The 24,916-nt window shown below is 37.4% G+C and carries 26 protein-coding genes; 5 read left to right on the top strand and 21 right to left on the bottom strand.

Features of this window, described 5'->3' with window-relative positions:
• Nucleotides 1-61: 61 nt before the first annotated feature.
• The 6 genes from PQ456_RS04090 to PQ456_RS04065 all read right to left on the bottom strand — a co-directional run bounded on the left by PQ456_RS04090 (nt 62) and on the right by PQ456_RS04065 (nt 4,823).
• Complete coding sequence (locus tag PQ456_RS04090) at nt 62-736, bottom strand: deoxynucleoside kinase (RefSeq protein WP_273614981.1); 675 nt, start codon at nt 734-736, stop codon at nt 62-64.
• A complete protein-coding gene (locus tag PQ456_RS04085) occupies nt 714-1,355 on the bottom strand; it encodes a deoxynucleoside kinase (protein WP_273614980.1) in 642 nt (213 codons plus the stop codon). Before PQ456_RS04085 ends, PQ456_RS04090 begins: the two co-directional genes overlap by 23 nt.
• An 85-nt stretch (nt 1,356-1,440) precedes the next feature.
• Nucleotides 1,441-1,833, bottom strand: coding sequence for a response regulator (locus tag PQ456_RS04080; RefSeq protein WP_273614979.1), 393 nt, complete (start codon nt 1,831-1,833; stop codon nt 1,441-1,443).
• 124 nt (nt 1,834-1,957) lie between these two features.
• Nucleotides 1,958-2,635, bottom strand: coding sequence for a Na-translocating system protein MpsC family protein (locus tag PQ456_RS04075; RefSeq protein ID WP_273614978.1), 678 nt, complete (start codon nt 2,633-2,635; stop codon nt 1,958-1,960).
• 221 nt (nt 2,636-2,856) lie between these two features.
• Nucleotides 2,857-3,537 (bottom strand): Na-translocating system protein MpsC family protein, encoded by a 681-nt coding sequence (locus PQ456_RS04070; RefSeq protein WP_273614977.1) that lies wholly within the window; start codon nt 3,535-3,537, stop codon nt 2,857-2,859.
• 515 nt (nt 3,538-4,052) lie between these two features.
• On the bottom strand, nt 4,053-4,823 hold the full coding sequence (locus tag PQ456_RS04065) for an SDR family NAD(P)-dependent oxidoreductase (protein ID WP_273614976.1): 771 nt from the start codon (nt 4,821-4,823) through the stop codon (nt 4,053-4,055).
• A gap of 274 nt (nt 4,824-5,097) precedes the next feature.
• Here PQ456_RS04065 and PQ456_RS04060 point away from each other — a divergent pair, with 274 nt between their 5' ends.
• On the top strand, nt 5,098-6,366 hold the full coding sequence (locus PQ456_RS04060) for a stalk domain-containing protein (protein ID WP_420540639.1): 1,269 nt from the start codon (nt 5,098-5,100) through the stop codon (nt 6,364-6,366).
• 171 nt (nt 6,367-6,537) lie between these two features.
• Nucleotides 6,538-7,119 carry an LOG family protein gene (locus PQ456_RS04055; protein ID WP_273614975.1) on the top strand — a complete coding sequence of 194 codons (582 nt, stop codon included), beginning with the start codon at nt 6,538-6,540 and terminating at the stop codon, nt 7,117-7,119.
• Between the two features lie 75 nt (nt 7,120-7,194).
• Here the strand turns inward: PQ456_RS04055 and PQ456_RS04050 are convergent, their stop codons facing one another.
• The 3 genes from PQ456_RS04050 to PQ456_RS04040 all read right to left on the bottom strand — a co-directional run bounded on the left by PQ456_RS04050 (nt 7,195) and on the right by PQ456_RS04040 (nt 10,445).
• A complete protein-coding gene (locus PQ456_RS04050) occupies nt 7,195-8,379 on the bottom strand; it encodes an MFS transporter (RefSeq protein ID WP_273614974.1) in 1,185 nt (394 codons plus the stop codon).
• Between the two features lie 183 nt (nt 8,380-8,562).
• A complete protein-coding gene (locus tag PQ456_RS04045) occupies nt 8,563-9,594 on the bottom strand; it encodes a Gfo/Idh/MocA family protein (protein WP_273614973.1) in 1,032 nt (343 codons plus the stop codon).
• Between the two features lie 14 nt (nt 9,595-9,608).
• A complete protein-coding gene (locus tag PQ456_RS04040) occupies nt 9,609-10,445 on the bottom strand; it encodes a sugar phosphate isomerase/epimerase family protein (RefSeq protein WP_273614972.1) in 837 nt (278 codons plus the stop codon).
• 128 nt (nt 10,446-10,573) lie between these two features.
• Between PQ456_RS04040 and PQ456_RS04035 the strand changes: the two genes are divergently transcribed.
• Nucleotides 10,574-11,491 (top strand): AraC family transcriptional regulator, encoded by a 918-nt coding sequence (locus tag PQ456_RS04035; protein WP_273614971.1) that lies wholly within the window; start codon nt 10,574-10,576, stop codon nt 11,489-11,491.
• Nucleotides 11,492-11,711: 220 nt separating this feature from the next.
• Here the strand turns inward: PQ456_RS04035 and PQ456_RS04030 are convergent, their stop codons facing one another.
• The 4 genes from PQ456_RS04030 to PQ456_RS04015 all read right to left on the bottom strand — a co-directional run bounded on the left by PQ456_RS04030 (nt 11,712) and on the right by PQ456_RS04015 (nt 13,787).
• Entirely contained in the window at nt 11,712-12,539 is an 828-nt protein-coding gene (locus PQ456_RS04030; protein ID WP_273614970.1) for a DUF4261 domain-containing protein, read from the bottom strand.
• 196 nt (nt 12,540-12,735) lie between these two features.
• Nucleotides 12,736-13,002, bottom strand: coding sequence for a NifU N-terminal domain-containing protein (locus PQ456_RS04025; RefSeq protein WP_069326812.1), 267 nt, complete (start codon nt 13,000-13,002; stop codon nt 12,736-12,738).
• Nucleotides 13,003-13,061: 59 nt separating this feature from the next.
• On the bottom strand, nt 13,062-13,517 hold the full coding sequence (locus PQ456_RS04020; RefSeq protein ID WP_273614969.1) for a HEAT repeat domain-containing protein: 456 nt from the start codon (nt 13,515-13,517) through the stop codon (nt 13,062-13,064).
• A gap of 93 nt (nt 13,518-13,610) precedes the next feature.
• A complete protein-coding gene (locus PQ456_RS04015; RefSeq protein ID WP_069326814.1) occupies nt 13,611-13,787 on the bottom strand; it encodes a DUF3934 family protein in 177 nt (58 codons plus the stop codon).
• A gap of 186 nt (nt 13,788-13,973) precedes the next feature.
• Here PQ456_RS04015 and PQ456_RS04010 point away from each other — a divergent pair, with 186 nt between their 5' ends.
• Nucleotides 13,974-16,220 carry a hypothetical protein gene (locus PQ456_RS04010; RefSeq protein WP_273614968.1) on the top strand — a complete coding sequence of 749 codons (2,247 nt, stop codon included), beginning with the start codon at nt 13,974-13,976 and terminating at the stop codon, nt 16,218-16,220.
• Between the two features lie 99 nt (nt 16,221-16,319).
• Here PQ456_RS04010 and PQ456_RS04005 read toward each other — a convergent pair whose 3' ends face one another.
• From PQ456_RS04005 to htpG, 7 genes are all read right to left on the bottom strand, one after another.
• On the bottom strand, nt 16,320-16,598 hold the full coding sequence (locus PQ456_RS04005; protein ID WP_273614967.1) for a hypothetical protein: 279 nt from the start codon (nt 16,596-16,598) through the stop codon (nt 16,320-16,322).
• A gap of 117 nt (nt 16,599-16,715) precedes the next feature.
• Nucleotides 16,716-17,003 carry a hypothetical protein gene (locus tag PQ456_RS04000; protein WP_273614966.1) on the bottom strand — a complete coding sequence of 96 codons (288 nt, stop codon included), beginning with the start codon at nt 17,001-17,003 and terminating at the stop codon, nt 16,716-16,718.
• Between the two features lie 115 nt (nt 17,004-17,118).
• Nucleotides 17,119-17,637, bottom strand: a complete 519-nt coding sequence (locus PQ456_RS03995; protein ID WP_273614965.1) for a hypothetical protein — start codon at nt 17,635-17,637, stop codon at nt 17,119-17,121.
• 81 nt (nt 17,638-17,718) lie between these two features.
• Nucleotides 17,719-18,426: a hypothetical protein gene (locus tag PQ456_RS03990; protein WP_273614964.1), complete on the bottom strand. Its 708-nt coding sequence runs from the start codon at nt 18,424-18,426 to the stop codon at nt 17,719-17,721.
• Entirely contained in the window at nt 18,423-19,040 is a 618-nt protein-coding gene (locus PQ456_RS03985; RefSeq protein ID WP_273614963.1) for a DUF6707 family protein, read from the bottom strand. The genes PQ456_RS03990 and PQ456_RS03985 overlap by 4 nt, the downstream gene beginning before the upstream one ends.
• A gap of 184 nt (nt 19,041-19,224) precedes the next feature.
• Complete coding sequence (locus PQ456_RS03980; RefSeq protein WP_273614962.1) at nt 19,225-20,925, bottom strand: methyl-accepting chemotaxis protein; 1,701 nt, start codon at nt 20,923-20,925, stop codon at nt 19,225-19,227.
• Between the two features lie 363 nt (nt 20,926-21,288).
• Nucleotides 21,289-23,187 carry a molecular chaperone HtpG gene (htpG, locus tag PQ456_RS03975; protein ID WP_273614961.1) on the bottom strand — a complete coding sequence of 633 codons (1,899 nt, stop codon included), beginning with the start codon at nt 23,185-23,187 and terminating at the stop codon, nt 21,289-21,291.
• 203 nt (nt 23,188-23,390) lie between these two features.
• Between htpG and PQ456_RS03970 the strand changes: the two genes are divergently transcribed.
• On the top strand, nt 23,391-24,431 hold the full coding sequence (locus tag PQ456_RS03970) for a BtrH N-terminal domain-containing protein (RefSeq protein WP_273614960.1): 1,041 nt from the start codon (nt 23,391-23,393) through the stop codon (nt 24,429-24,431).
• A gap of 78 nt (nt 24,432-24,509) precedes the next feature.
• Here PQ456_RS03970 and PQ456_RS03965 read toward each other — a convergent pair whose 3' ends face one another.
• On the bottom strand, nt 24,510-24,890 hold the full coding sequence (locus PQ456_RS03965) for a response regulator (RefSeq protein ID WP_273614959.1): 381 nt from the start codon (nt 24,888-24,890) through the stop codon (nt 24,510-24,512).
• Nucleotides 24,891-24,916: the final 26 nt, after the last annotated feature.

The following is a 24,916-nucleotide window of genomic DNA, read 5'->3' as shown; positions in this document are numbered from 1 at the left end:
AAGACTCTCCGCGGAGAGTCTTTGCTGTATACATGATCATTATAATAGCGATAACGATAGATTAAGCTTGCTCCACTTGACTCAAGTTTTTACTACGAGACAACTGAATCGCTTTACCCACTTCATGCAAAATAAAATCGACTGAAGCTGGATCATGAACATCGTATTGATCGATATTCAGACGCAATACCGGGCATCCTGTAAATTCATTAATCCATGTCGAATACCGTCCATGCATTTGTTCCCAGTAGGAACGTTCTGTCTCGATTTCCATCTGACGACCACGCAGTTCAATCCGGTTAAGAATCGAAGGTAGACTGCCTTCCAAGTAAACCAATACATCTGGATGCGGGAAATAAGGAGTCATCACCATCGCATCAAAAAGACTGGTATACGTCTCATAATCAGTAACAGACATGGTGCCTTTATCTGCGTGCATTTTCGCAAAAATACCGGTATCTTCATAGATCGAGCGATCTTGAACATAACCGCCACCTGCTTCAAAAATCGCTTTCTGCTCTTTAAACCGTTCTGCTAGAAAATAAATTTGCAAATGAAAGCTCCACCGTTCAAAATCATGGTAAAACTTTTCAAGGTACGGGTTATGATCTACTTTTTCTAAAGACGTTTTGAAATTCAAACGTTCGGCTAACACCGATGTTAAAGTCGATTTACCGACACCTACTGTTCCAGCAATCGTAATTAAAGCATTATCAGGTATGTTGTATTCGTTCATGTATAAGCTCCTTTAGATCAGAAGCAATCTGTGCGAAATGCTCCTTATTTTCCACAAAATCAATCAAGTTGCCATCAATCGTAATAATCTGTGTTGATGGTTCGTTGATTGCAATCGACGCCATCGCTTCTTCATAATCTAGAATTAATTGCCCCAAATAAGCAGTATCCATCGATTGTTCGAATACACGCTCTCGCTTTTTGATGCGATATAACAATGTTTCTAGATCAGCACGAATATACAGAATAATATCAGGCTTTGGCAGATCATCCGTTAACAAATGGTAGATTTGACGGTATTTATCCCGCTGTACACCTTTCAGTGTACGTTCCGAAAAAATCAGATTTTTATAAATATGATAATCCGAAATCACAGGTTTGTGATTGGCAATGTACTGAAGTCCGGTGTCTTCCAATTGCTTGTAACGATTGCAGAGAAAAAACATCTCCAACTGAAAACTCCATTCATCGATATTCTCATAAAACTTACCGAGAAAAGGATTTTCTTCTACAATTTCTTTGATGAGTGGGATATTCATTTCTTGTGCTAGCATCGTCGCAAGTGTTGTTTTACCAGCACCGATAGCACCCTCTACAGCAATAAACGGGGTTTGTTTCATAGATGTGGATGTCCTTCCTGTTCACAATAATCTTAAAATAGACTTATGTATTGTATCACAAGAAGAACGATTATAGATGCCTATGTTAAGAAGTTTTTTGTTCAATATAAGCTTCTAATAATTTGGAGAACCTTCCGATATGGATAGGCTTCGTAATATATTGTTCAAATCCAGCGTCTTTGCCTTTTCGAATATCTTCTTCCAGTACAAAAGCACTGATTGCCCAGACCGGAATCATAGATGTACGAGGATCTGCTTTTAATTGAGTAATTCCTTCAAAGCCGTTCATTCCCAAAAAATGAATATCAGACAATATCAAAAAAGGTTGTACCTTGATCGCCAGACCAATTCCTTCTTGAATCGTGGAAGCTTCTAATAATTCTACCGAGGGTAACTTCTTTTTAAATAAGTGACGCATCAGTAACATATTCACTCCATCATCTTCAATATACAGAATTTTGATGTTCTTGTGTTCCATAGGATCCTTCCTTTCCGAAAAAAGAAAAAGCCGAAAAAAAGGTAGAACTACCTTTTTTTCGGCTTAATCTCAGCGCATATATAATGTCTGTATTATGACCGTATACTTATATAGTGGAGAATGGTTATTCTTCAAACACGTACACAACCATACTCTGATCACGTTCAAAATTCCAATCAGCATACAAATCGACTAATTTTTTTTGAAGAATTTCTTCTAGATCCACATGCTGTTCCAACAGCCGTTTTTCTAATTTACGTTTTGTCGATTTCAATATATTCTCATAACCCAAATCTATTAATTCTTTTTCAAGGAGTATGGTTATACCCTTTCGAAAGATGATTAACAATCTTGGATGAACCCACCAGGAGTCGATAAAAGCAGGCGTTTTTTGAACTTCAGCGGTGACCTTCATCACTTGACGATGAATCTCATTTTTTCCTTCATAATCTTCTGTCTCCATCCAGCTAGAACCGAATAAGCCAGCGATTACGCCGGAAGAATTGTGTCTACCCCAATCATAGTACATATCGGTTACCTCTAAATTCAGGTGTTCATTTAAAAACACTCTCAGTTCAGGTAACATCGATTTCATAATCAATTCGCGAGTATAACGAAAAGCTTGTTCTTCTTCCTGGCTTAATAGAAATTCTTCTACAGGACTCAAAAAATTCCGCAGATGAATCAAAATGCACCGATCGGATAGAACAATATGTACCGATTCCGGGCCTTTACCAAAACGCTTTCTTAGCATTTTATTAACAAAACTGGTTGCTTGACTCACTGATTCATTGTACTGCATAACTCTGCCTCCATACGAATATACTCCATTTTGCTTTATTATTCACATGGAGCGTAAAGATTACAATACAATAAACTCAAATGTGCATATTCTGTAATGATTATATTTTTATTTCATTTATATAGTTATAACGATACCAAATAAAATCGTAAAAAAAAGATTAACAATGACCTCGCTAGGGTATTATATCATTTTACGTTCTTAACAACTACCTTATTTCGTTATTCTTCGAAAGTGTACATAATCATACTATGATCGTTCTCAAAACTCCAATCTACATACAGATCAGCGATCTTTTTGTTGAAAAGGGGTTCCAGATTCGTTTCTTGTTCCAAAAGCGCTTTTTCGATCTTTCCTTTGGTCATTCGCAGCATATGTTCATACCCCATACTGATCAATTCTTTTTCAAGCAGAATGGTTGTCCCTTTACGAAGAATAAATAACGTTTTGGAATTGATCCACCAGGAGTCGATCCATGTAGGTGGTTTTTGCAATTCGGTAGTGGCTTTCATAATATACTCATGTAACTGCTCTTTCCCTTTATAATCTTCGGATTGGCTATAAAGGTCATAATCGAGTAATCCTACGATCACACCTGAAGCATTATACATCCCCCAATCATAATAAAGGTCAACCACTTTCAAATCTAATTGTTGCGTGAGAAAATTTCTAAGTTCAGGCAACATCGATTTCATAATTAGTTCACGTGTATATCGAAAAGCTTGTTCTTTTTCTTGACTGAGTAAAAATTTCTCGACTGGACTCAAAAAATTTTTGAGATGTAGAACAATACATTGTTCACATAAATAAATCGATACCGCTTCAGGTCCCTTACCAAAGCGATTTCTTAATAATTTTGTAGTATAACTCGTTGCTTGGTTAATTATTTTTTTACGATTCAATGACTACACTCCCAGTATAATATCCCAATCTATTCACTAGATTCGGGTACATTGATGCTTCGTTTATATCGTTTTTTAAATCTATAACACATCATGGACGTTCAATATAAAAGACATCATTTTAACCATACAATCTTTGTTTATACATGCGATTAACCTAAATAAAAATAGACCGAAGAAAAGGTATCTCTACCCGTTCTTCGGCCTAATTACAGCGCATTATCATGTCTGAATCATTACCGATCATTCTTATTTATATCTAGTCATACTCAGTAAATATAAGTAAACGATGATCAAGACCCACATTCTAATCGACACTAATATCTATAACCAGCTTATTAAACCATTGATCTTAGATGCGTATTTTCGGAGTCAGTTGTTCATCATTTAATGTGCTTGTTTGTGTATTATTTTTATCATATCTCACTATTTTTCTCAAGCAATACGGTTATACCCTTTCGAAAAATAGAGTTACTCTGGATGTATATATTATCAACAGATGCTCAGCATACTATTTAAATAGCAGGCATCACATTTCCCCCGGTTACTGGAATATACGCTCCTGTAATATAACTAGCAAGATCAGAAGCCAAAAAAGCGACTACATTAGCAATTTCCTGATCTGTTCCTCTGCGTTGCAAAGGGACATGCTGAATATAGGCACTATCTTGTCGATCAGAACTGTCTACTCCTAGATCACGCTCACTTAATGTCCAACCAGGTGCAACTTGATTTACTGTAATCTGGTGTTCCCCTATTTCTTTTGCCAGAATACGATAAATTCCATCCATTCCACGTTTACCAGCGACATAAGCGGATTGTGTAGGTTCATTTTGCATCGCACATTCGGTATTAATTCCTATCATTCTTCCATATTGTTGCTGGATCATATGAGGAACAAATACTTTGGATAGATGAACAGCCTGAAGAACAGTAGTCTGAAATTGATCTATATAATCCTGCATATTCTGTTCCAATATGGATGTCCACTCATATTGAGAAACAGCATTACCTACAACAATATCAGGCATCTTGAAATTTGTCGATAATGTATCACGCATTTCTATCACATCTGCTAATTGCCCTATATCCGCCTGAATAATAAACACAGAACGTCCTAATTGCTCTAGTTCTTGTTGCAATACAAGAGCTTGTTCCTGATTACGAAAATAGTGAAGTATCACATCAGCACCACTCTGAGCCAGTGTACGCGCCATTACTCTTCCTAGCTGACCTGTAGCTCCTGTGACTAATGCTGTTTTACCATTCAAATCAATAGTAATCATAAGAAGCCTCCATCTATTGTTGTGTGGATCGATATAGATAATAGAGAGTAAGAATATTCAAATATGATATAGATTTGACAAAATTATAGTATAAAAATAGTAACAAGTCCAAATGCAATCTGTAATGTAGCAAAAAATATAGTATATAATTACTTTATTTGGTAAAATAACTAAAGTTATAAAGATACTGAATATGAGGTAATGAGGTGAATACAGGTTACACGTAGATTGGAATCATTTGTATACATAGCGATATATACTAGGAGGAATATAGTTGAAAACGATCGTCAAACTAACTTTATGTAGTACTTTGTTGATGGGTAGTCTGGTTACACCTGCTTTATCTTGGACATCTTCAGTTGCTCAAGCTGCTACCAGTGGTGGGGTGAGTATTATGTTAGATGGATATGCTTTGCCTTTTCCAGTTCAACCTGTAGCTATTAAAGGAACAACGATGGTTCCGTTCCGTGCTATCTCTGAAGCACTTGGTATTGATGTTCAATGGAACCAAACTTCCAAAACAATTACAGCTACTAAAAAAGAAGCTTCAACTACCAAAAAAGTGATTTTAACTATGGGAAGTACCCAAGCAACAGTCGATAGCAAAAACGTTACATTGGCTCTGGCACCACAGACGATTAGCAACAATACGATGATTCCACTTAGCTTTTTCAGTCAGCAATTTGGAGCAGGTGTGAAATGGGATCAAGCTTCCAAAACGGTCTCGATCACTTCACCACAAGAAGATTTGTATACGATGGGATTTTACGCTTTATCTTCATATGATGAGCGTGCAATGATTCCTGATTTTGATACGATGGCATTTGGTTGGAGTCGAATTGATCTGAATGGTAAATTCACGATTGCGGATACAGGCAAAGAATATCGCTGGCCTCAATCTGCAGGAGCCGATACACCGGAATCGATTATTCAGAATACCGCTACACAAGGCACTTCTCCTTATCTCATGGTCTATGCTGTTGATGGACATGGAGAATTAAATAAGAATTTGGAAAATCCAACATTACAACAACAAACGATCAAAGGCATTGTCGATACAGCTACTCAAAAAGGATTTAAAGGAATAGTACTTGATTTTGAAGGATTAGGATTAACCGGAGACAAGCTTCAGGCGCAAAAAGACTATAATGCATTTATCCAAAATATAGCCACTCAAGCTCATCAAAAAAATCTTAAATTAACTGTAGTGCTCCACCCGCTTAACAGCTCGTATCAAGGCTACGATTATCGCACATTAGGCACGTTAGCAGACGATATTATTATTATGGCGTATGCGTATGATAAAGAGAAAAGCCCTGAACCACTTGCCAAAGTCGATGAAGCGATCTCATTAGCGTTAAAACAGATCAATAAAAACAAACTTATTCTAGGTATCTCATTAGGTAGTGAAAATGCAGATTCAGTCAATTCCAAAATCGGTCTAGCGAAGCGCTACGATCTAAAAGGCATCTCAATCTGGAGACTCGGTATTGTAGGTCAAGCCGCATGGAATAGTATGCACGAATCTGTTGAATTTAAATAAGCTGACAAGTGAATATAATGTAAAAAAGCTCTTTCTTATTAATGTAGGAGAGAGCTTTTTTATAGTTGTATCAGGAATGCGAATAGATATAATATTCTATTCATTTTCTGTTTACTTTATGGTATATTGACAACTAAATTATGTTCAGATGAAAAAAGGAGCGATTATAAAATGAAAAGTATAGCTATATTTTGCGGTTCAAGTGATGGAGCTTTGCCTAGCTATCGAGAACATGCAATAGCTTTAGGTCATGAACTAGCTAAGCGTAAGATTACACTTGTCTATGGCGGCGCTACTGTCGGATTGATGGGTGCAGTAGCTGATGCTGTTTTAGAAAAAGGCGGTACAGTCATTGGTATATTACCTCATTTTCTTCAAAATCGTGAAATTGCTCATAACCATTTGACTGAATTGATTATTGTAGACTCTATGCATGAACGCAAAGCCAAAATGGCAGAAATGTCTGATGGATTTATCGTTTTACCTGGTGGTGCTGGTACAATGGAAGAATATTTTGAAATCTTTACATGGGCACAACTGGGATTACATAAAAAGCCTTGTGGTCTAATGAATATAGAGCACTATTATGATCCTTTGATCACTTTATTTGACCAAATGACAAGTCAAAAATTTATGCAACAAAAATATCGTGAAATGGTGATTGTCGATACCACTCCTGAAGGAATACTGGAACAATTTGCTCATTATAAGCATCCTTCGGTTAAAACATATCTAACCGAAGATCGTACATAAATTATTGTTCATCTACAAATCAAAGAAGCAGATCGATCCATAAGGAAACGATACTGCTTCTTTGTTTTTATCTTGTTATTGTTTTCTCCATCTAGCGATACTCCAGACGATCAGCGATAACAGCATAAAGACTCCACCGGATAGACTAACAGCACTCCACCCGCCGATTTTCCACATATAGCTACTCACCGAAGAACCGATCGCTCCACCTACAAATGTACTGACCATCAGTACCGTATTCAGGCGACTGCGAGCACTATCATTGAGCGCATAGATTCGAGCCTGATTGGAGACTTGGGCTCCTTGTACGCCTAGATCCAGTAATACGATTCCGATCATCAGACCGATCAATGTACCCCCTAACCAGCCGAAAAAGGCAAATGAAATCAATGTCACAACAATCATCGCGCCGATAATCCATTTGGGTTGTATCCGATCCGCAATGCGTCCAACAATAGGAGCACCTAATGCACCGACGACACCAACCAATCCGAACAGCCCTGCAATCTGGCTACTATAATGATAAGGTTCTCCTTCTAGATAGAAGCTAAGCGATGTCCAGAATACACTAAAGGAAGCAAAATTGAGCGCTCCGATCAATGCCCCTTCACGCAACACCGCATACTGCCGGATCAATCCACCAATAGATATTAACAATTCAGAGTATGTTGATTTCATCAACGGTTCTACATGTGGCAATTTGCGTCGTAACACTAGAAATAGGACAAACATCATTATCGCCGCTATCCCATACATCCAGCGCCAGCCCCATGTCCCGCCGATCAATCCTGAGATCGTTCGAGCGAGCAAAATACCGAATAACAATCCACTCATGACTGTCCCGATCACTTTGCCCCGCTGTTCCGGTGTAGCCAATTGCGCTGAAAAAGGAACTAAAATCTGTGGAACTACCGTTGTCAGTCCTATTGCAAAACTGGCAATATACATCCAAACAATATGAGTGGAAGCCGCCGCACCTAATAGCGAAATCGTAACCAAAATAAGCAGTGTTGAGATCAGCTTACGTCGCTCTCTAATATCTCCCAATGGGACAAATAACAACATGCCAAGTGCATATCCAATCTGTGTAAAAGTAGAGATATACCCTGCTTTATCACGACTAATTCCGAAGGAAGTCGCCATATCTGCAAGCAATGGCTGATTATAATATAAGTTAGCAACAGCTAACCCTGAAGCAATCGCCATGATCCACAGTAGACTCTGGCGTAGAACAAATGGCTGTGACTGTTCTGTATTCATACACGACTCCTTTATATTCATTTGGGCTTTATGATTATACACTACAATTCAAATTATGATATTCAAAATTTGGTATATACCTGCAAATAAAAAAACTATATTCAGATCACTTTATCGACAAAGTGATCTAAATATAGTTCTGACCTATCTATATATGATGAAGCTATTCAAGTTATTGCTGAATTAGATTGTGGTTACAGGAACATTTACTTTTTCACCTGCGCGATTAGCAGATAATATTTCCGCTTCCACCAGTTGTACCGATATCAGTGTACTTTCAGGTGTAGCTTGCGACATCGGTTGACCATCTAACAATCGTTCTACAAAATAACGTAACTGACGATAATATCCCATATCTGATGACAATTGAGCGGTATATCCTTCGCTATCATTAGGATTCACTTTTACGCTCCCTTGCTCAAATACAAGATTACCGTGTTCCAAATTCACACGATACGTCATCGCAAATCCATAATCCCCTTGTAGTGTCCAATCTGCTTGAGCATTAATCACTTTGCCATCTGGATATATATAATTGGTCGATACAATATCATACCCACTACCCGGTACAACATTACGTGCTAACGAAGACACCGCTTCGGGTACACCGAATATCCATTGAATAATATCGACATCATGAATATGCATATCAAGCATCGCTCCACCACTGCGCTCTTTTTGGACAAACCAACCTTTAGGCGTCTCTCCACCGCGAAAAAAAGAACCGCTGATCACCTGACCCAATGTCTGATTCATCACTATTTCTCGCAAATATTCATATGCTGGCCAGAAGCGTAGACATTGCCCGATCATCAACTGCTTCTGGTGAGCTTGTGCCGCTTCCACCATCTGTTGCCCGGCAGATGCGCTTATAGCCATCGGCTTTTCACAAAACACATTATATCCACGAGATAGCAGATCACAAGCGATAGGAGCATGTAAGTATGTTGGTAATGTAAGATCGATAACGTCTAACTGCTCGTGCAACAGCATCGTTTCCAGATTGTCGTACAAATGATACGCAGATAGATCAATCTCGGTAGTATCTGTATCTGTCGCTATATTTCCGGTTACTCTTGTATGCTTTAACTCTTCAATTCGCACATCACAGATCGCTACTAATTGCACATCTAATCCTTCTTTTGCCAGACGAATATAATTTTCTAAATGCATATGCCCCATAAATCCAAATCCCACTAATCCTACTTTTACCATTGTAGATGCCTCCTTTATCCCAAAATACTATCCATAGCATGCGACGTGTTATAAATTAACTGGTTCGAATAGTATTTGTACGCTGGAATCATCTCCGCAGTGACATAGTTGGTATAGTCAATCTCGCGCAGAGCATTAACAACAGCCGGATAATTCACATCACCTGCTAACAAATCTACAAAGCCTGCTAGCCCACCTACCTCACGGCGATAATCTTTAAAATGTACTTTTTTGATCCGCTCTCCTAGAATACGAATCCAATGCTCGGGATAACCGGAGTAGACTACATTACCCACGTCAAAATAAGCACCGACATACGCTGAATGGATATCATCCAAAAAAGATTTCATTTCAAGCGGTGAAAGTAAAAACTTATTCCATACATTTTCGATTCCGATATGCACACCAACTGATTGCGCTTCTGTAGATAATTGGCTTATCGCTTCTAATGCGCGTTCATATGCAAGATCATAAGCAACAACAGGGTAATCAGGGATAAAATCGACACCGACACCTCCGGGAATCACTAGAATCGCATCCACTTCCAGTGCGGCGGCTACTTCTAACTGTTTACGACAGATATCGATCGCATGCTGACGGATCTTCTGATCGTCACTGGTCATCGAATATTCCCAGTATAGCCCTGTAGCTAATCCACTAATCTCTAACCCTTGATCGATAACAGTGTTGCGAATTGCAATCAGCTCTGATTCAGAACTATCTAATGCCAGCTCACCTTCTGCTTGTAACGATAATTCGATTCCAGTAAATCCGGCATCACTTGCGATACTGGCACATTCTGCGATACTATAGTTGTCTGCAAATGACCAGATATTAATTCCTTTTTTCACAAAACCGCCTCCTATAGATATAGATTCCGTATAACATTTCAAAGTGATAAATAGATTGATCTATCGCTTAATTAACGTTATTCTATCAGCAATAAAATGAAATAGATTTAGGAAAAGGAGAGATTTTTTTGGACAATTCCGGTTTATTTTCTCTAGAAAAGTATCGCAAGCAACGTCTTGCTCCTATAGAACAATGGTCTCCTAATATTCATTACGCACAGTATCAGAAGTTACCTACAGGTACATTGAACAAACGAATGATTTATGACTTTGAACTGTTATATGTACGCAAAGGAGAAGCTGTGACTCATGTAGCAGAGCAACGTCTTGTGATTCCGACAGGGCATTTATTGTTTATTCCAGCAGGGGTATATCACCGCAATGAAGTCACTTCTACCCCTAGTGCACAATTTATAGGGATTCACTTTGACTTTTTCCATGAGCTTCATATTGTGCGTGAAGAAGATTTAATCGTACATCCACACAAAATTACCGAAAGTAAATTTGCTACTGAAGCGGTAGCAGAAGGATTTGCTCCTTTATCTACTCGTTGGTTGTATATCCCTACACCATCATGTGTACAATTAATCGAACAACTGGTGCATGAATTTACGATGCGTTCTCCAGGTTATTTACTTATCTGCAAAGCAATCTTGTTACAGATTCTAGGTCTACTGCTACGCTCTCAAAAATCGTACCATCACACCAACCAACCTGTGCATGGAGATCGTATTTTGGAAATGATGAATACGATCGAACAGCATCCCGAGAATCAATGGAATAATCGTCTATTAGCTGAAGAACTCAATATGAATGAAGATCATATGATCAAAGTATTTAAAAAGATGGCAGGTATGCCTCCAGGCGAATATATTCAAATGCTCCGTCATCGTGAAGCAAGGCGATTATTACAAGAGACAGACGCATCGATTGAAGAAATTGGACGACAAGTAGGTTATGCCGATATCCATTATTTCAGCCGTATTTTTCGTAAAAGTGAAGGCATTCCTCCGCGTGCTTATCGTAAGCTATCGCGTATCTTGTAATGCGCAATTCTATAATGCTTATTCGTATTTTATGCTATATACAGTTGGATCGATTAATACACTCTAATTGCCTTCTTCTAAATAGAATCAAATAAAAAAACGACTATCTACTAAGATAGTCGTTGTCTTACATCATACTTATACCTATTATAAGAGCGGCATCGTTATACTGCTTCTATACAATAGTGTATCTATGAGGTTATGTCTGTAATGATCTATATCAATAGCCAACCTTAATGCTATCATTCTCTACAGCTATTCCTTGAGATACAGTCAGCGATAGGCGTTGCTCTTCTGAGAAACCTATTGTCTCGCCCTGTTCTAATGAGACGTTATAACTAATAACATAGTCGACCACCATCATCGTAAATTCAAATACCTCACTTAACGAATGTTCGGAATGAATCACTTCGATCTCGTATTTGCCAAAACGTTCAAGCCCTCTTGTATAAGAACAACGACCTTGTTCATTTTGATACAATCCGATAAATACCCATAATTGTACAGGTAGTTCTCCTTCTTTGAGCATTTGTGCACTTTCTACATAACTTTCAGCAGATACGACCATCGGAGCCATATAAAAAGCTAATGCTTCGTTGAGCTGCATCATGCTACTGACTACTTGTGTAAATAACAAATGCGCTGCAATTGGATTAGGTGCACCGGATACACTGACAATAACATGGGAACGATGAGTAGCTACCACTTGCTCTGCTTCTGGCCACAACAAATTATATTTACAGCATTCTTCCACTTCACGGTTAGGTATCGGTGCAGGCATATGAGCGACCACTACCTGCATTCCTTCTACTTCAAATACGATATTTTCTTCATTGGGTTGATTTTCAATCGTAATTTCAGCATCTTTATGTAGATTATCAATAAATGATGACCAATCACAGGTCTCACTGCTTAGTAATGCAAACCCGAGTACCATTGGTACTTCTTGTTGATTAGGTACGGCTGTTGGCATAGGAACAATATGATCGTATGCTGACGTTGAAGTGGATTCTTCTTTAGGTTTACGAAATTTATCAAAAATCCCCATGATATCATTCTCCTTCATTGATCGTATAATTATAATGATTTGTAAAAATAAACCTGTGCATATTGTAGCAGGAATATGAGCAACATTCACTTGTATTCCTTAATTTGATATTCGCTGACGGACTGTAATATAAAAAAAAGAAGAGCACTTTGCTCTTCTTTTCGGGTAACACTTCAATCCACTTTATAAGCTACAATTATTCAGCGTTCTCAAAAGCTGCTTCTACTTGTGGAATAATATCATCCCAGCTTGCATCAGGTAATTTACTTATCGTTACAAAATCACGCATCCCAAAAATATTATCAACACCGTCGATACTGATCAATGCGCTTGCTAATGGATGGTCTGTGCTATCTCCTGCTTTGAGTGAAGTACTAGCTGGACCTTCAAAAATATGTTGATTGGCATTGATTTTGACCGCGTTCGGGTTAGGTGTGTTCTGGATACTCATTTCGATAGCCATAGGGTAATTCCTCCTGATAGTTGGATTAGGGAGTAGATGTTAGTGCTGATCGGATGATCTTACTTGGTGTCGTAAGATTCCCATTTTGCTTTTAACCAGTTGTCGAACTCTTCGCCTTTTTCGCCTTCATACGTGTTATAGATATCCGCACGCATTTTGTGCAATTTCACTTTGAAATCTTCAAAGCTATGGTCTTTTGGCAAGCTCTTTTTGATACGAATTAATGTTTTAGTTAATCCTTTGAACAATTCAGGCTTGGTTTTGGATGGTTGTTGCACATCTTGTCCCAGACCTCGCAATTGCTTGTATGCTGCATCTTGAACAGCGTATACTGGATCATTATTCATCATATGCGTAAGCAGATCAATAATCGGCTGATGGTTGTATTGTCCTAATTCATTGACAGCGTTTAGACGCTCCTGCCAATTGGATTTGCGGTGAGCCGCTTTTTTTAATTCTTCATAATTTTCTGGTAATTCAAATGACGTACTTTCGAACTGTGATTCTTCTGTCAAAACATTCAATCCCCTTCTATTTTCAAATCCCGTTACTCTTTATTATAATTCAGCTTCTATAGCGATTGAAAGACATTTCGCTGAAAATAACAGTTAATCTGTACTTTTAGTGGTAGGTGTAGACTTGGAATTGCCTTTTTTGTCTTTGTCTGCTCTGGTTGCATAAGGTTTAGGTGCACTTTTGGTTTTTTTAGCGCTAGCTTGCCAGCGATTCCAACCTTTTTTCCCCGTCCCGCGACCTGTTCCACCTTTGCTTTTTGCATTAGCCAAAATATCACTCCGTTAGATGTAATACATAAATCTGCCTGTGCATACAGACATCCCTATGCTTCTTTAGTCTATTGTAACAAACCCTGCCACATATCACCAACTGGAAAAACAATAGTTACTTATGTTAAATTGGATATTGATATGTTGAGGTCGATATTACAGGCTACGGATAGGAGATATAAAGTAATGCGAAAAATAGGTTTGTTGATTTATTTAATTCCTTTAGTCGTGATCAGCATTATTGCGTGGAATGATTATGCGGGTGGAATAGAAGAAGCACGAAACCATCCGGCTGCTGTACATAACGTCTTTTATTTGGATAAAGGTCAAAAATTAATCAGTATTGCGGATGGCGAACAAGGCCTGCAAGGGATGATCTACAATACCAGCAATCATCAACTGGAAAATGATATTCCTCTTGCCTCCAATATATTCAAAGACATCGCTGCCGCTTATCAGAATAAGCAATTGATTGTTGCAACAAAAGATAATAATGATAGGTTATCTGTCCATGCGATCGATGCAACAGGCAATAGTAAAGAACTCAGCAATCATTCGATTATTATCGATGATTATTTGAGAAACAGTACATATATGTGGCGCAACCGTCTTGTATTGGTCAATGATGGTTGGACAAAGCAGAGTAAAGCAGGGCTCTCAGAAATACAGAATGGACAACTGCACTCGATAGACCTAAGTGACAGTTCTGTCTTACCTGCTAGACCGACGAATATAGATAACACTCATAATAGCTTTGAAAGTGATGTAGCGATTCCCATGCTGGTGGCTACGCTGAAAGATGGGCGTTCTGCTTATATCAGTGGCATTTTGGATAAGCAACATCGCCCTGCTGTATATGTTCCTCAGGCTGATTTAGTTGGCTATGAAGCAGAAGAACAAGCTGAGCAACAATTTGTACAACATTTCCAAGCAGACCCTACCCGTTTGTTACAAGTAGAAAGCGATTATCCAAAGCAAGTACGGTTTTACAATCAAACAACAGATCAAGTAGGCGTATTACTTCCTACTCCCCAACCTGTCTATCAAGCCCAGATATTGTTGCTTAATGATGAGGAAGCACTGGTAACCGGTTCGACAACCAAAGATGAAGCAGATGGCAAATTAATCGGTTATATCTATAATGAAAAAACCAAACAATTTACAGATATCTCTCCACTGCTTACGAACAAAACATACGATCAGGTAACGAATGATAATTTTACCTTTTATAAAGAAAATACAACTACACCACTGTACTATTCAGAGACCGATAATTCCGCAGGTTGGTTCAATCCACAAGATGGTTCTATCTCTCAGATCACCAACGCTGAAGTGGAGCAATGGCAAGCAAGTGATCCTGCTAAGCAAAAGTCATGGCAAGGATTTCTGGCGTATCTTTTGGAAGGCGGGCCGATTGTATTCAATTTAATTATCTGGTTGATTATCCCTTTTCTTTTGTTAGTCATTCCGTTCGTAATTCACTTCATTTTGCGTAGACGCAAAACCAAACAGCTCCAAAAAGGAGTAGTGACTCAAGCGACTATTATAGCTCGTGCTGAAACGGGAACATTTATTAATGAACAGCCTCAAGTGCGATTTACAGTGCAATTTGAAGATGAAGGTGTATTACGCAAAGTAAATATCAAAAAAGTCGTTTCTTATTTACAGATGCCTTCGATCGGTGACTCAGCGATGATCAGCTATGATCGCCGTAAGCAGACTGCTATTTTTTTAACAACTGAAGATGTTCCGGCGCAACCTCAATCTCACATATTGTATAATGCCGTCTTGCAAAAAATAGATACGTATGAGCAAGTCAATCGTGGACAAGCTTTATTGTTACATTTTGAGTTGGATGGTCAGACTTACTCTGTTCCGGTAGTACAACCACGTGGATTTCAATACCGTCTATGGGACAAAGCCAATCTGATCCAAATTGCAGGTATGACACGTCTACTCAGTTATGGCGTATTGACTGACCTGAACAAAAAAGATGAACTCACTTTACAAGGTGAAATTATATCGATTCAACCTTTTGCTGTGCAAATTCATCAGCGTCAATTGATGCTCATGGAAGTACTGGTATCCCAAAACAATCAACGCATTCAGAAAGTGAGCAGTCAATTTGTACCGTCACAATTAGCGTTGTCTGTCGGTAACCAACTTCCTGTGACTGTAAAACAACATGAATTCCAGCGTGATCTCCGCCTGATGCAAGGCAAGCAAGGGAGCGCCAAAGTCATCGCTGTTGAATTTAACGGTACTACCGGAGAGCGTCCACTTGCACGTATTACTGTTCAGCGTGGTGATGCAGAGTATGTATTGGAACAATCGATCGAACCTGTATACGGTGTCGAAGTAGGCGATGAATTATGGATTGCTTATGATGAACAGACACGCGAAGCGATGATTGTAAAGTATGCTTCGATGTAGATCAAATGTAGCTAGAGTTGAGGTAAATAGAGCATATACAACAAAAAACCTTCTTATCTGCATCGGCAGAGTGGGAAGGTTTTTTGTTGTGTATATAATTTAAAAATAAGCTTTAGATAAAAGCAATAATAAGATCATAATAATACTCCCTATAATATACCCCGATAGTCCAGAAGCACCTTCTTTGTTGAGAAATATTCCACCTATACTCATTATCAACAACCCAAGTGAAGGAATCCCTACAAAAAAAGCTGAAAACACTCCATCAAGAAAAAGTATATGTTGAAAATGATCTGTATGTATTAAAATCATAGCCACAAAACATACTATATTTATAATAGCAACGACTGCCCATATTCCTTTAAACCATTTCATCATTATGTATACCTCTATTCGTTGAAATAGATATCATTGATTTACGATTCTACTTTAAACATATTGCTTATTTTAGCAGTTGTCTCATGTTTGATATCCATCGAATGATAAACTATTTTATCAAGTCCATCCAAAATAAGCTTTAGATAAAAATAACATAGCTACCATCACTAGACTGCCTATCACATACCCTGCTACTCCTTTAGCTCCTTCTTTTTTCAGAAACAATCCACCTACTGTCGTTCCTAACAAAAGTATGGCAGGACTTGCGATGATCAATGCTAATAGAATTCCACTAATAGGAAAACCATGTGCGAAATAATGACTAACTTGAATAAACATAAATACAACAGATGCTACATGAAATAGCCCTACTGCTCCCCACAACCACTTAAACCACAGCATCATAGTGTATACCTCATGTATAACAAGATTTTTAATTCCCTAAAACTTAAATAGTATTCTTTAATAACAATCAAACAACCTTATCTCAAAGAATTTAACTATAGATTGCTCAAGCTTCTTATTCTACTAACGTCATCTCGAATTGGCTCTTTATTTTATCTAAAGAATGAGTTAAAAATGATTCTTTATTTGTAAAACCTAAATAATACTCATACTCTTCTTCCTCAACAGAAGAGTAGTATTCTTGATGAAATACTACATTAGAATACTGCTTAAAACTCATATCCTTCTGCAGAAAAATACATCTAAACAAATGATCTATTTCAATTGCTTTTACAATATCTTCTTTCTTTTCTACAGAAAACCATATAATTTGAGGTAGTGCTTGATTTGGTTCATCCCAATATGCTAAAGATTCGGTCCAAGGCAATACCCATTCAGAATTAACAAAAGTAATTCTATCTAAAATAAATTTTTGTGTACTTGCATCAACTAGATTCATATTTCTTTCATAAAAAGAAAATAGAATGATTGAATTATTTTTATTCAGCAAGCTTAATATATCTGCAATATTCTGTACTGACATATTATGTTTAATCACACCATAATCCCGTTTAAGATTTATCTCCAATCTCATCACCCTATTCATCCAACATAATAATAATTGAATATAATTGTACCTATTTTAGGTCAATCAATTATGACTCTAACAACTGCTTCACTCATAATTGATTTCTTTCTCTTGTGCTATTAAGGTCGAAGTGGCTTGAGCTGTATCTATTAAAAAAGTATCTTTCGGAATGCTAAACACATCATTTATCGTCATAATATATCGATGTGGTTGATCGGTTGATTCCATATTGACCCATCTCTTATCACTTGATTGAATGATATAAGCATCGCCCAAATCAATAGCAAGATTAATTTTAGATTCTTTACCTGTATGTATATGTTTGAGATACAATCTCACTTTTTCATTACTCTGGAATGTATTGACCAATTCTAATCGGTACTGATATTGCTGATCCGATGTTGTGACCAGTTCATGCGTTTCGATTCGTTCCGTTAGCCAACCGGCAGGTTCAATAGCTTTAAATTGACTTACACTCAAAGCTAATAAAACCACTGTGCACGAAATAAATACCGTATTACTAACCAGACCTTTGGAAAGAGTATTACTCACCAAAAAAATGATCGTAAACAATAATGTCATTATCGAAATAGTGCCATACATGACGACCACTACAGTCCCTATCAAATCCAGACCTCTTTGAAAATTAGCTGTTGCGGTGAGCACCAACCAAATATATGAAGCAATATTACCTAATATCGCTATGATTACAATTCTTTTCAACCAATCGTTTATACCCATTTCACTGGATGGTATATCTCGCTCATCTTTCTGAAATAAATAGCGTATCTTCATTTGAAAGGTTCCACCTTCTCGATACCGACTTGCTCCACAATCTCGTTAATTCGCTTCATATATTCTGTACTTTCTTGCTCTACTTTCTCATCTGTATAAGGAGGTTGAGCGCCTAATTCTTTGATTTTGAAAAGCTTCATCACATACAATATTCGTTGCTCACATTCCATAGAGGTATCATTTTTCTTGATAGCTGCATCTATCGTTTGGGTACTTAGCGTTTCTCCTTTGACGAACCGGGCTTGCACATTATGTTTAACTTTTACTACCGTTTCTTCGCCGGTATTGATCGCATCTTCTATCAATTGCATCGATTGATCATACAAACCTTGCTGTTCTTTTTCACGAGCGATACGGGCTTGAAGAACCAATGCATGTTCTACCCATGTCCAGTAATCATAATTTTCTTCAAAAGGAATCTGTGATAGCTCCTCTAGTAACTCTTTGATCTGTGGCTTCTGATCGCTTTGAGTGATATATAAGAGATAACTTAATTTCACCAATGCCGCCAGATACGCTTTTTGGGTCTTTTTATATTTGGCTGGAATCTGTTCTATGTATGAATGTAGTTCTGCTTTCTTTTCGATACGAGTAAATACTTCTTTTAATTGCATCGTAATCTCCTCCATCTGAAATATCACTTTATTATATTCTAGTTGCTTCCACTTCTTCATGATCTTAACATAAAGCCACAACCTTTTCTCGAAACAATGTGAGAAGGTCGTGGCTCTATTGGTTGTTGTATTTGCTAATTATCGTTGTGCGATATAAAGATAGTATACCTGATCTAGTCGAAAATTATACTTTGCAGAAAGCGATCAATTGTTGTAATTCTTCTGCTAACTGTGATAGATGACGAGCAGATGAAGCTACATCTTCCATCGTAGATAATTGTTCTTCACTAGCCGCATTCATTTCATCAATACCCGCAGAACCTTGCTGTGATAGTGCACTTAAATGTTCCATCGCTTCGGCAACTTTTTGAGTCTCTTGCGTGGCATTATTAATTAACGTATTTGTTGAATTGGTTTGTTGGACAGTCGTATTAATAGATTGCTGGATTGCTTCAAATGCAACTGTAACCCGTTGTCCTCCATCAATACTAGCTTGAACACTGTGTACAGAACCTTTTGCTTTGTCGACAGCACTTTGACTTTCTTGTTGTACATCTTTGATCAAGCTAGTAATTGTAGTGGAAGAGCTCGCTGAACTTTCAGCCAGTTTACGGATTTCATCAGCAACTACGGCAAATCCTCGTCCAGCATCACCTGCACGCGCGGCTTCAATAGAAGCATTAAGTGCTAATAGATTGGTTTGTTGAGCGATCTGCTGAATAGCGGAAGAAGCAAATCCAATCTGCTCTGATTTCGCATTTAGATTCGTAAGCACATTTAATGTAGAATGAATATCGCTTGATAATTGTTCAATACGATTGGTAATATCTCGTACTTCATCAATTCCTTTTTCAGCAGTTTGTTGCATGTTTTCAGTCATTTCGCCCACTTGTTGGCTCGTATGAGAGATTTGATCCATCTGACGTGCCATTCCATTTACCGAATCTGTCACTTGAATAACTGTTTGTGTCTGGGATGTAAAGCCAGTTGCTAATTCGCCAGAAGACGTAGCAATATGAGAAGAAGCCTGTGCTGTTTGCTCTGCACTAGCAGTTAACTCTTCCGAAGATGCAGACAGCGTCATTGCACTTTCATCTACACTTTTAATGATTTTACGCATACTTGCTATAAGCGTATTAAAAGCGGTAGCCACCTGACCGATTTCATCTTTTGCCTGGTAATCTGCTGCTGTTGTAAGATCCCCTTGAGCCGCTTGATTCATCAATTGTTGAACTTTACGTAATGGACGAGAAATAAGTAATGCAATCCATAAGCCGACCAACAAAGACACGAGCAATCCAATAATAATAAAAGTAACCATAACTATAGTAGACCGACTATACGTATTATCAGCTGTAACTTTACTTTGATTGGCTTCATTTACCATACTGGTACGCAAAGTATCTAAATATTTATTCAAAGTAATACGTGTATTTTCTAAATCAGTGTAGTTTGACTGAGCAGTCGTAAGATCGCCTGCACCTACCGCATCTAAAATATTCTGCCGAGCGTCTGAAAATGCTATATTTGTTTCTGTAAGATTGGCTAAATTTTGCTGATTTTCAGGACTAAGAGTCGTTTGTTTAAGCAATGCGTATTGTTTGCCTGTATCCGAAGCTGTTGTAGCCACTTCTTTTATCAATGTTTCTCTTTCCGTCATATCTGTTGTACGCGTAAGTATTAATAGGCGTTTGGCATTGTTACTATAATTAATAATAATCTGATCCATAGCCATCACAGGTTTCATATTTTTCTCGTACATATCTGTTGCAATATTAGACATTTGTTTTGTTGAAGTCGTACCGTTAAAACCTAAAGCAAGCAATAGTAATAGATTAATAATAATTAAGATTACAATTTTGGTACGAACACTTAGATTCTTCATATTCAATAAACCCCTCTGAAAGTTTTTTAGTTTTTATTAGTAGTAATGCCTGATTGTGTATTACTTCATATCACCAACCTCTATCTATGATGTTTATCTAATTAGGATTTTGAGGTATATCGTTATTCAAACTAATGACTTAGCAGCTTAAATTTTGATCAATTAAGACTTTAGCAATACATTAGCTTCAAATTTAACTATAATTATATGTCGGTAGTACTAATTTAAATATGTATAGCAAATCCACCATTTGTTGTAAAAAATATTATTTTGTCGTTTATTGACGAATAAAAGCGCAAAAAAAACTCCTTATGATTAAGGAGTTTTTTTGTGCTTTTATATTTTATAGATTAACTATTGAATTTAAACCATCACTTTACAAATATCGTTCGTAAATTCTACTGGATCTTGTACCGGCAGACCTTCGATTAACAAAGCTTGATTGTATAACAAGTTTGTATACAGGTTCAGCTTATCTTTATCATTTTCCAGTGCATTTTTAAGTGATTGGAAAACATCATGATTAACGTTAATTTCCAGTACTTTATCTGCTTTTACGCCGCCACCATCTGGCATCGCTTGAAGGATTTTTTCCATTTCAATCGATAGTTCGCCTTCTGTAGATAAGCAGACAGGATGTGATCTTAGACGTTTGGATGCTTTAACATTAGATACTTTACCTGCCAAAGTTGCTTTCATCGCTTCAAACAAATCTTTATTTTCGTTTTCTTCTGCTTCTGTCGTTTGATCTTTTTCGTCTGGCTCGATACCTAGATCGCCACTAGAAACAGATTTGAATGCTTTGTCTTTGTACGTATTAATCATTTTGATAGCAAATTCATCGATATCATCGGTAAAGTATAGAATCTCATATCCTTTATCAGATACCATTTCGGTTTGCGGTAATTTCTCTATACGTTCGATTGATTCACCTGCTGCATAGTAGATGAACTTCTGATCTTCTGGCATTCTGGATACATATTCATCGAGTGTCACTAATTTCTTCTCATGTGAAGAAGCGAACAACAAAATATCTTGTAGGTCTTCTTTGTGCATACCATATTCGTTGTACACGCCGAATTTTAATTGTCTGCCAAATGATTGGTAGAACTTCTCATAGTTCTCACGCTCATCTTTAAGCATCGACTGTAATTGACCTTTGATTTTGTTTTTAATATTTTTAGCGATTAACTTCAATTGACGATCATGCTGTAGCATTTCGCGTGAAATATTAAGAGACAGGTCTTCAGAATCGACCATTCCTTTCACAAAGCTAAAGTAATCTGGTAATAGATCGCTACATTTATCCATAATCAATACGCCATTAGAGTACAATTCTAGACCTTTTTCATACTCTTTCGTGTAATAATCAAATGGTGTATTTTCAGGAATAAATAGAATTGCATTATAGACCACTGCACCATCTGCGCTAATATGCACATGTTTTAGCGGTTTATCGAAACCATACCGTTTTTCGTTATAAAAGTTCTCGTAATCAGCATCGGTTAATTCGCTTTTGTTTTTGCGCCAGATTGGAATCATGCTATTTACTGTTTGCTCTTCAGTATATTCTACATATTCTGGCTCTGCATTTTCGTCTGCGTTGTCATTTTCAACAGGACGACTGCCACTGATATCCATTTTGATTGGATAACGGATAAAGTCAGAATACTTTTTGATGATCGCTTTCAAACGATATTCTTCCAAATACTCATCGTATTGATCATCTTCTGTATTTTCTTTGATTTTGAGTGTAATGATTGTACCTACTGTATCTTTCTCTGTTGGAGTAATAGAATAGCCCTCTGTCCCTTCAGAATGCCATTGGAACGCTTGATCGCTTCCTAGTGCCTTACTGATGACAGTCACTTCATCTGCCACCATAAATGCCGCATAGAAGCCTACACCGAATTGACCGATAATATTGTGACCATCTTTTGCTTCATTTTCTTTTTTGAAAGCAAGCGAGCCACTTTTTGCAATAATTCCTAAATTATTTTCAAGGTCTTCCTCAGTCATACCAATCCCTGTATCTGCAATCGTTAACGTTCTAGCCGCTTTGTCCGCAGAGACTTTGATATAATAATCTTCTTTGTGGAATGTTAACGAATCATCTGTTAATGCTTTATAGTAAATTTTATCAATCGCATCACTTGCATTGGAGATTAATTCGCGCAAAAAGATTTCCTTTTGCGTATAGATCGAGTTAATCATCATTTCTAATAATCGTTTGGATTCCGCTTTAAATTGCTTGGTAGTCATGAAAAGTAAGTCTCCCTTCGATTCTGCTTTTTTTAGCACTCAGGCAATACGAGTGCTAATCGCTACCTTTTATATACCATATACTGATTTTGAATGTCAATTCTTATTGGTTAATTTGTGTCTTATATCTGGCAGTAGTATGATAGACAACATACATAAGCTATTTTTACTCTACCTATATGAAGATAAGGAGCGAACGATATATGCCTCCCTTTTCCAACTTGCTTGATTTGAAACCGTTATCTGGATTTGATTGGTCTTGTTTTAACGGAAATATCGCTACCGCTGTGTCTTATTTTGGTGATGATTATTTACAAGCTTTTGCCCATTCATGGACTTTTTCTCAATTTGGAACAGATCCATTTTCGTATGATTTACTTGGTCATGAATCCTATACGTATGAAGATATTTTGAAATATGCTAATACTGATTATACGTTACATCGCGAGATTTCTTTACCTGATGCACTGAACACTATTTATCAGGAACTGGAAGCTGGCAGACCGGTGTTGGTCAAATGTGACTCATTCGCCTGTCCCTGGTTCCCTGACAATTATCATGCTCTGCATAACACACACTTTTTTATTATCGTGAACTATGATCCACAAACCGATATGTTTGCTTGCACAGACGTTTCTTATATGACGCACAACTATACTCAAAGTGTAGCTGACTTTAGTCAGGGATTTATGAATGAGATTATGACATTCTCTCCTCGTACTTCTACGTTAGATCTAGAAGATACAGATATAGATCTTGTATTACTGAATATCGCCAAAACAAATCTAGGGCTCCAACCGCAAACGTACTCTATTTTTGAAGCTATGCGCGTATTTGCAGATCAATTTGAGCAATGGTATCAACTTGCTGTGATGGAAATGAACCAATTCAATCCAGGTGCTGCGAACAAATTGCATCTTGAATTGTTGTATATTGTTCAGTCACGAATGCAATTTTTGAAATTTGTAGAATATCGAGCAGATCTAGAACAGGCTAATATGCAATGTATTCGTGCTGCATTTACCCAATCTATTAAAAGCTGGTCTGTTATTCGCATGATGTACCTCAAATTATATGAACCCAAAGCGAATAAAGAACACATTTTCAATACGCTACCTGAAAAAATCAAAGCAGTAGCAGCGATGGAAGAAGATATAGCGTATACCATTTTGCATATGGAACAGATGCGTCTATTAAATGACCAGCTATCTCCTCGTCACCGTCACACCTTCTCCACTCTCTAATAGGCACTATATGAAAAGCATTAAAAAAAGAACAGCCCTTTGATCGGGCTGTTCTTTTTGTTGTAGACATATCATCTTTTATCGTAAATCTTCCCAATCGCTAAGCGCTTCTTCAATCACTCTTTTTCGCAAAGGTTTACTGATATAGGCGTTCATTTTAGATTCTGAAAGTAAATCTACATTCAGAAGATCTGTAGAACAAGCAATAATATAAGGCTGTTTCTCATGTTCTGAAATAGAAGATCGAATTTGTTGTACAGCTTCGATCCCACCCAATTCGGGCATACGCAAATCCATAAATATCATATCATATGAATATTGAGTAGCTAGTTGTACAGCTTCTTTACCATGCTTTGCCCCTTTGACTTTATGCCCTAATTTTCTCAACATTTCCATTAACACATACCGGTTAATGTCATTGTCATCAGCAATCAAAATCTCAAGGTTTTTTGTTTTCATATATTCGGAAGAATATACCACCTCTC

Origin of the sequence: Paenibacillus kyungheensis (genome assembly GCF_028606985.1) — a bacterium.
Lineage (GTDB): Bacteria > Bacillota > Bacilli > Paenibacillales > Paenibacillaceae > Saccharibacillus > Saccharibacillus kyungheensis.
Note: the sequence above shows the minus strand (reverse complement) of the source record. Positions and strands in the feature narration are given on the sequence as shown.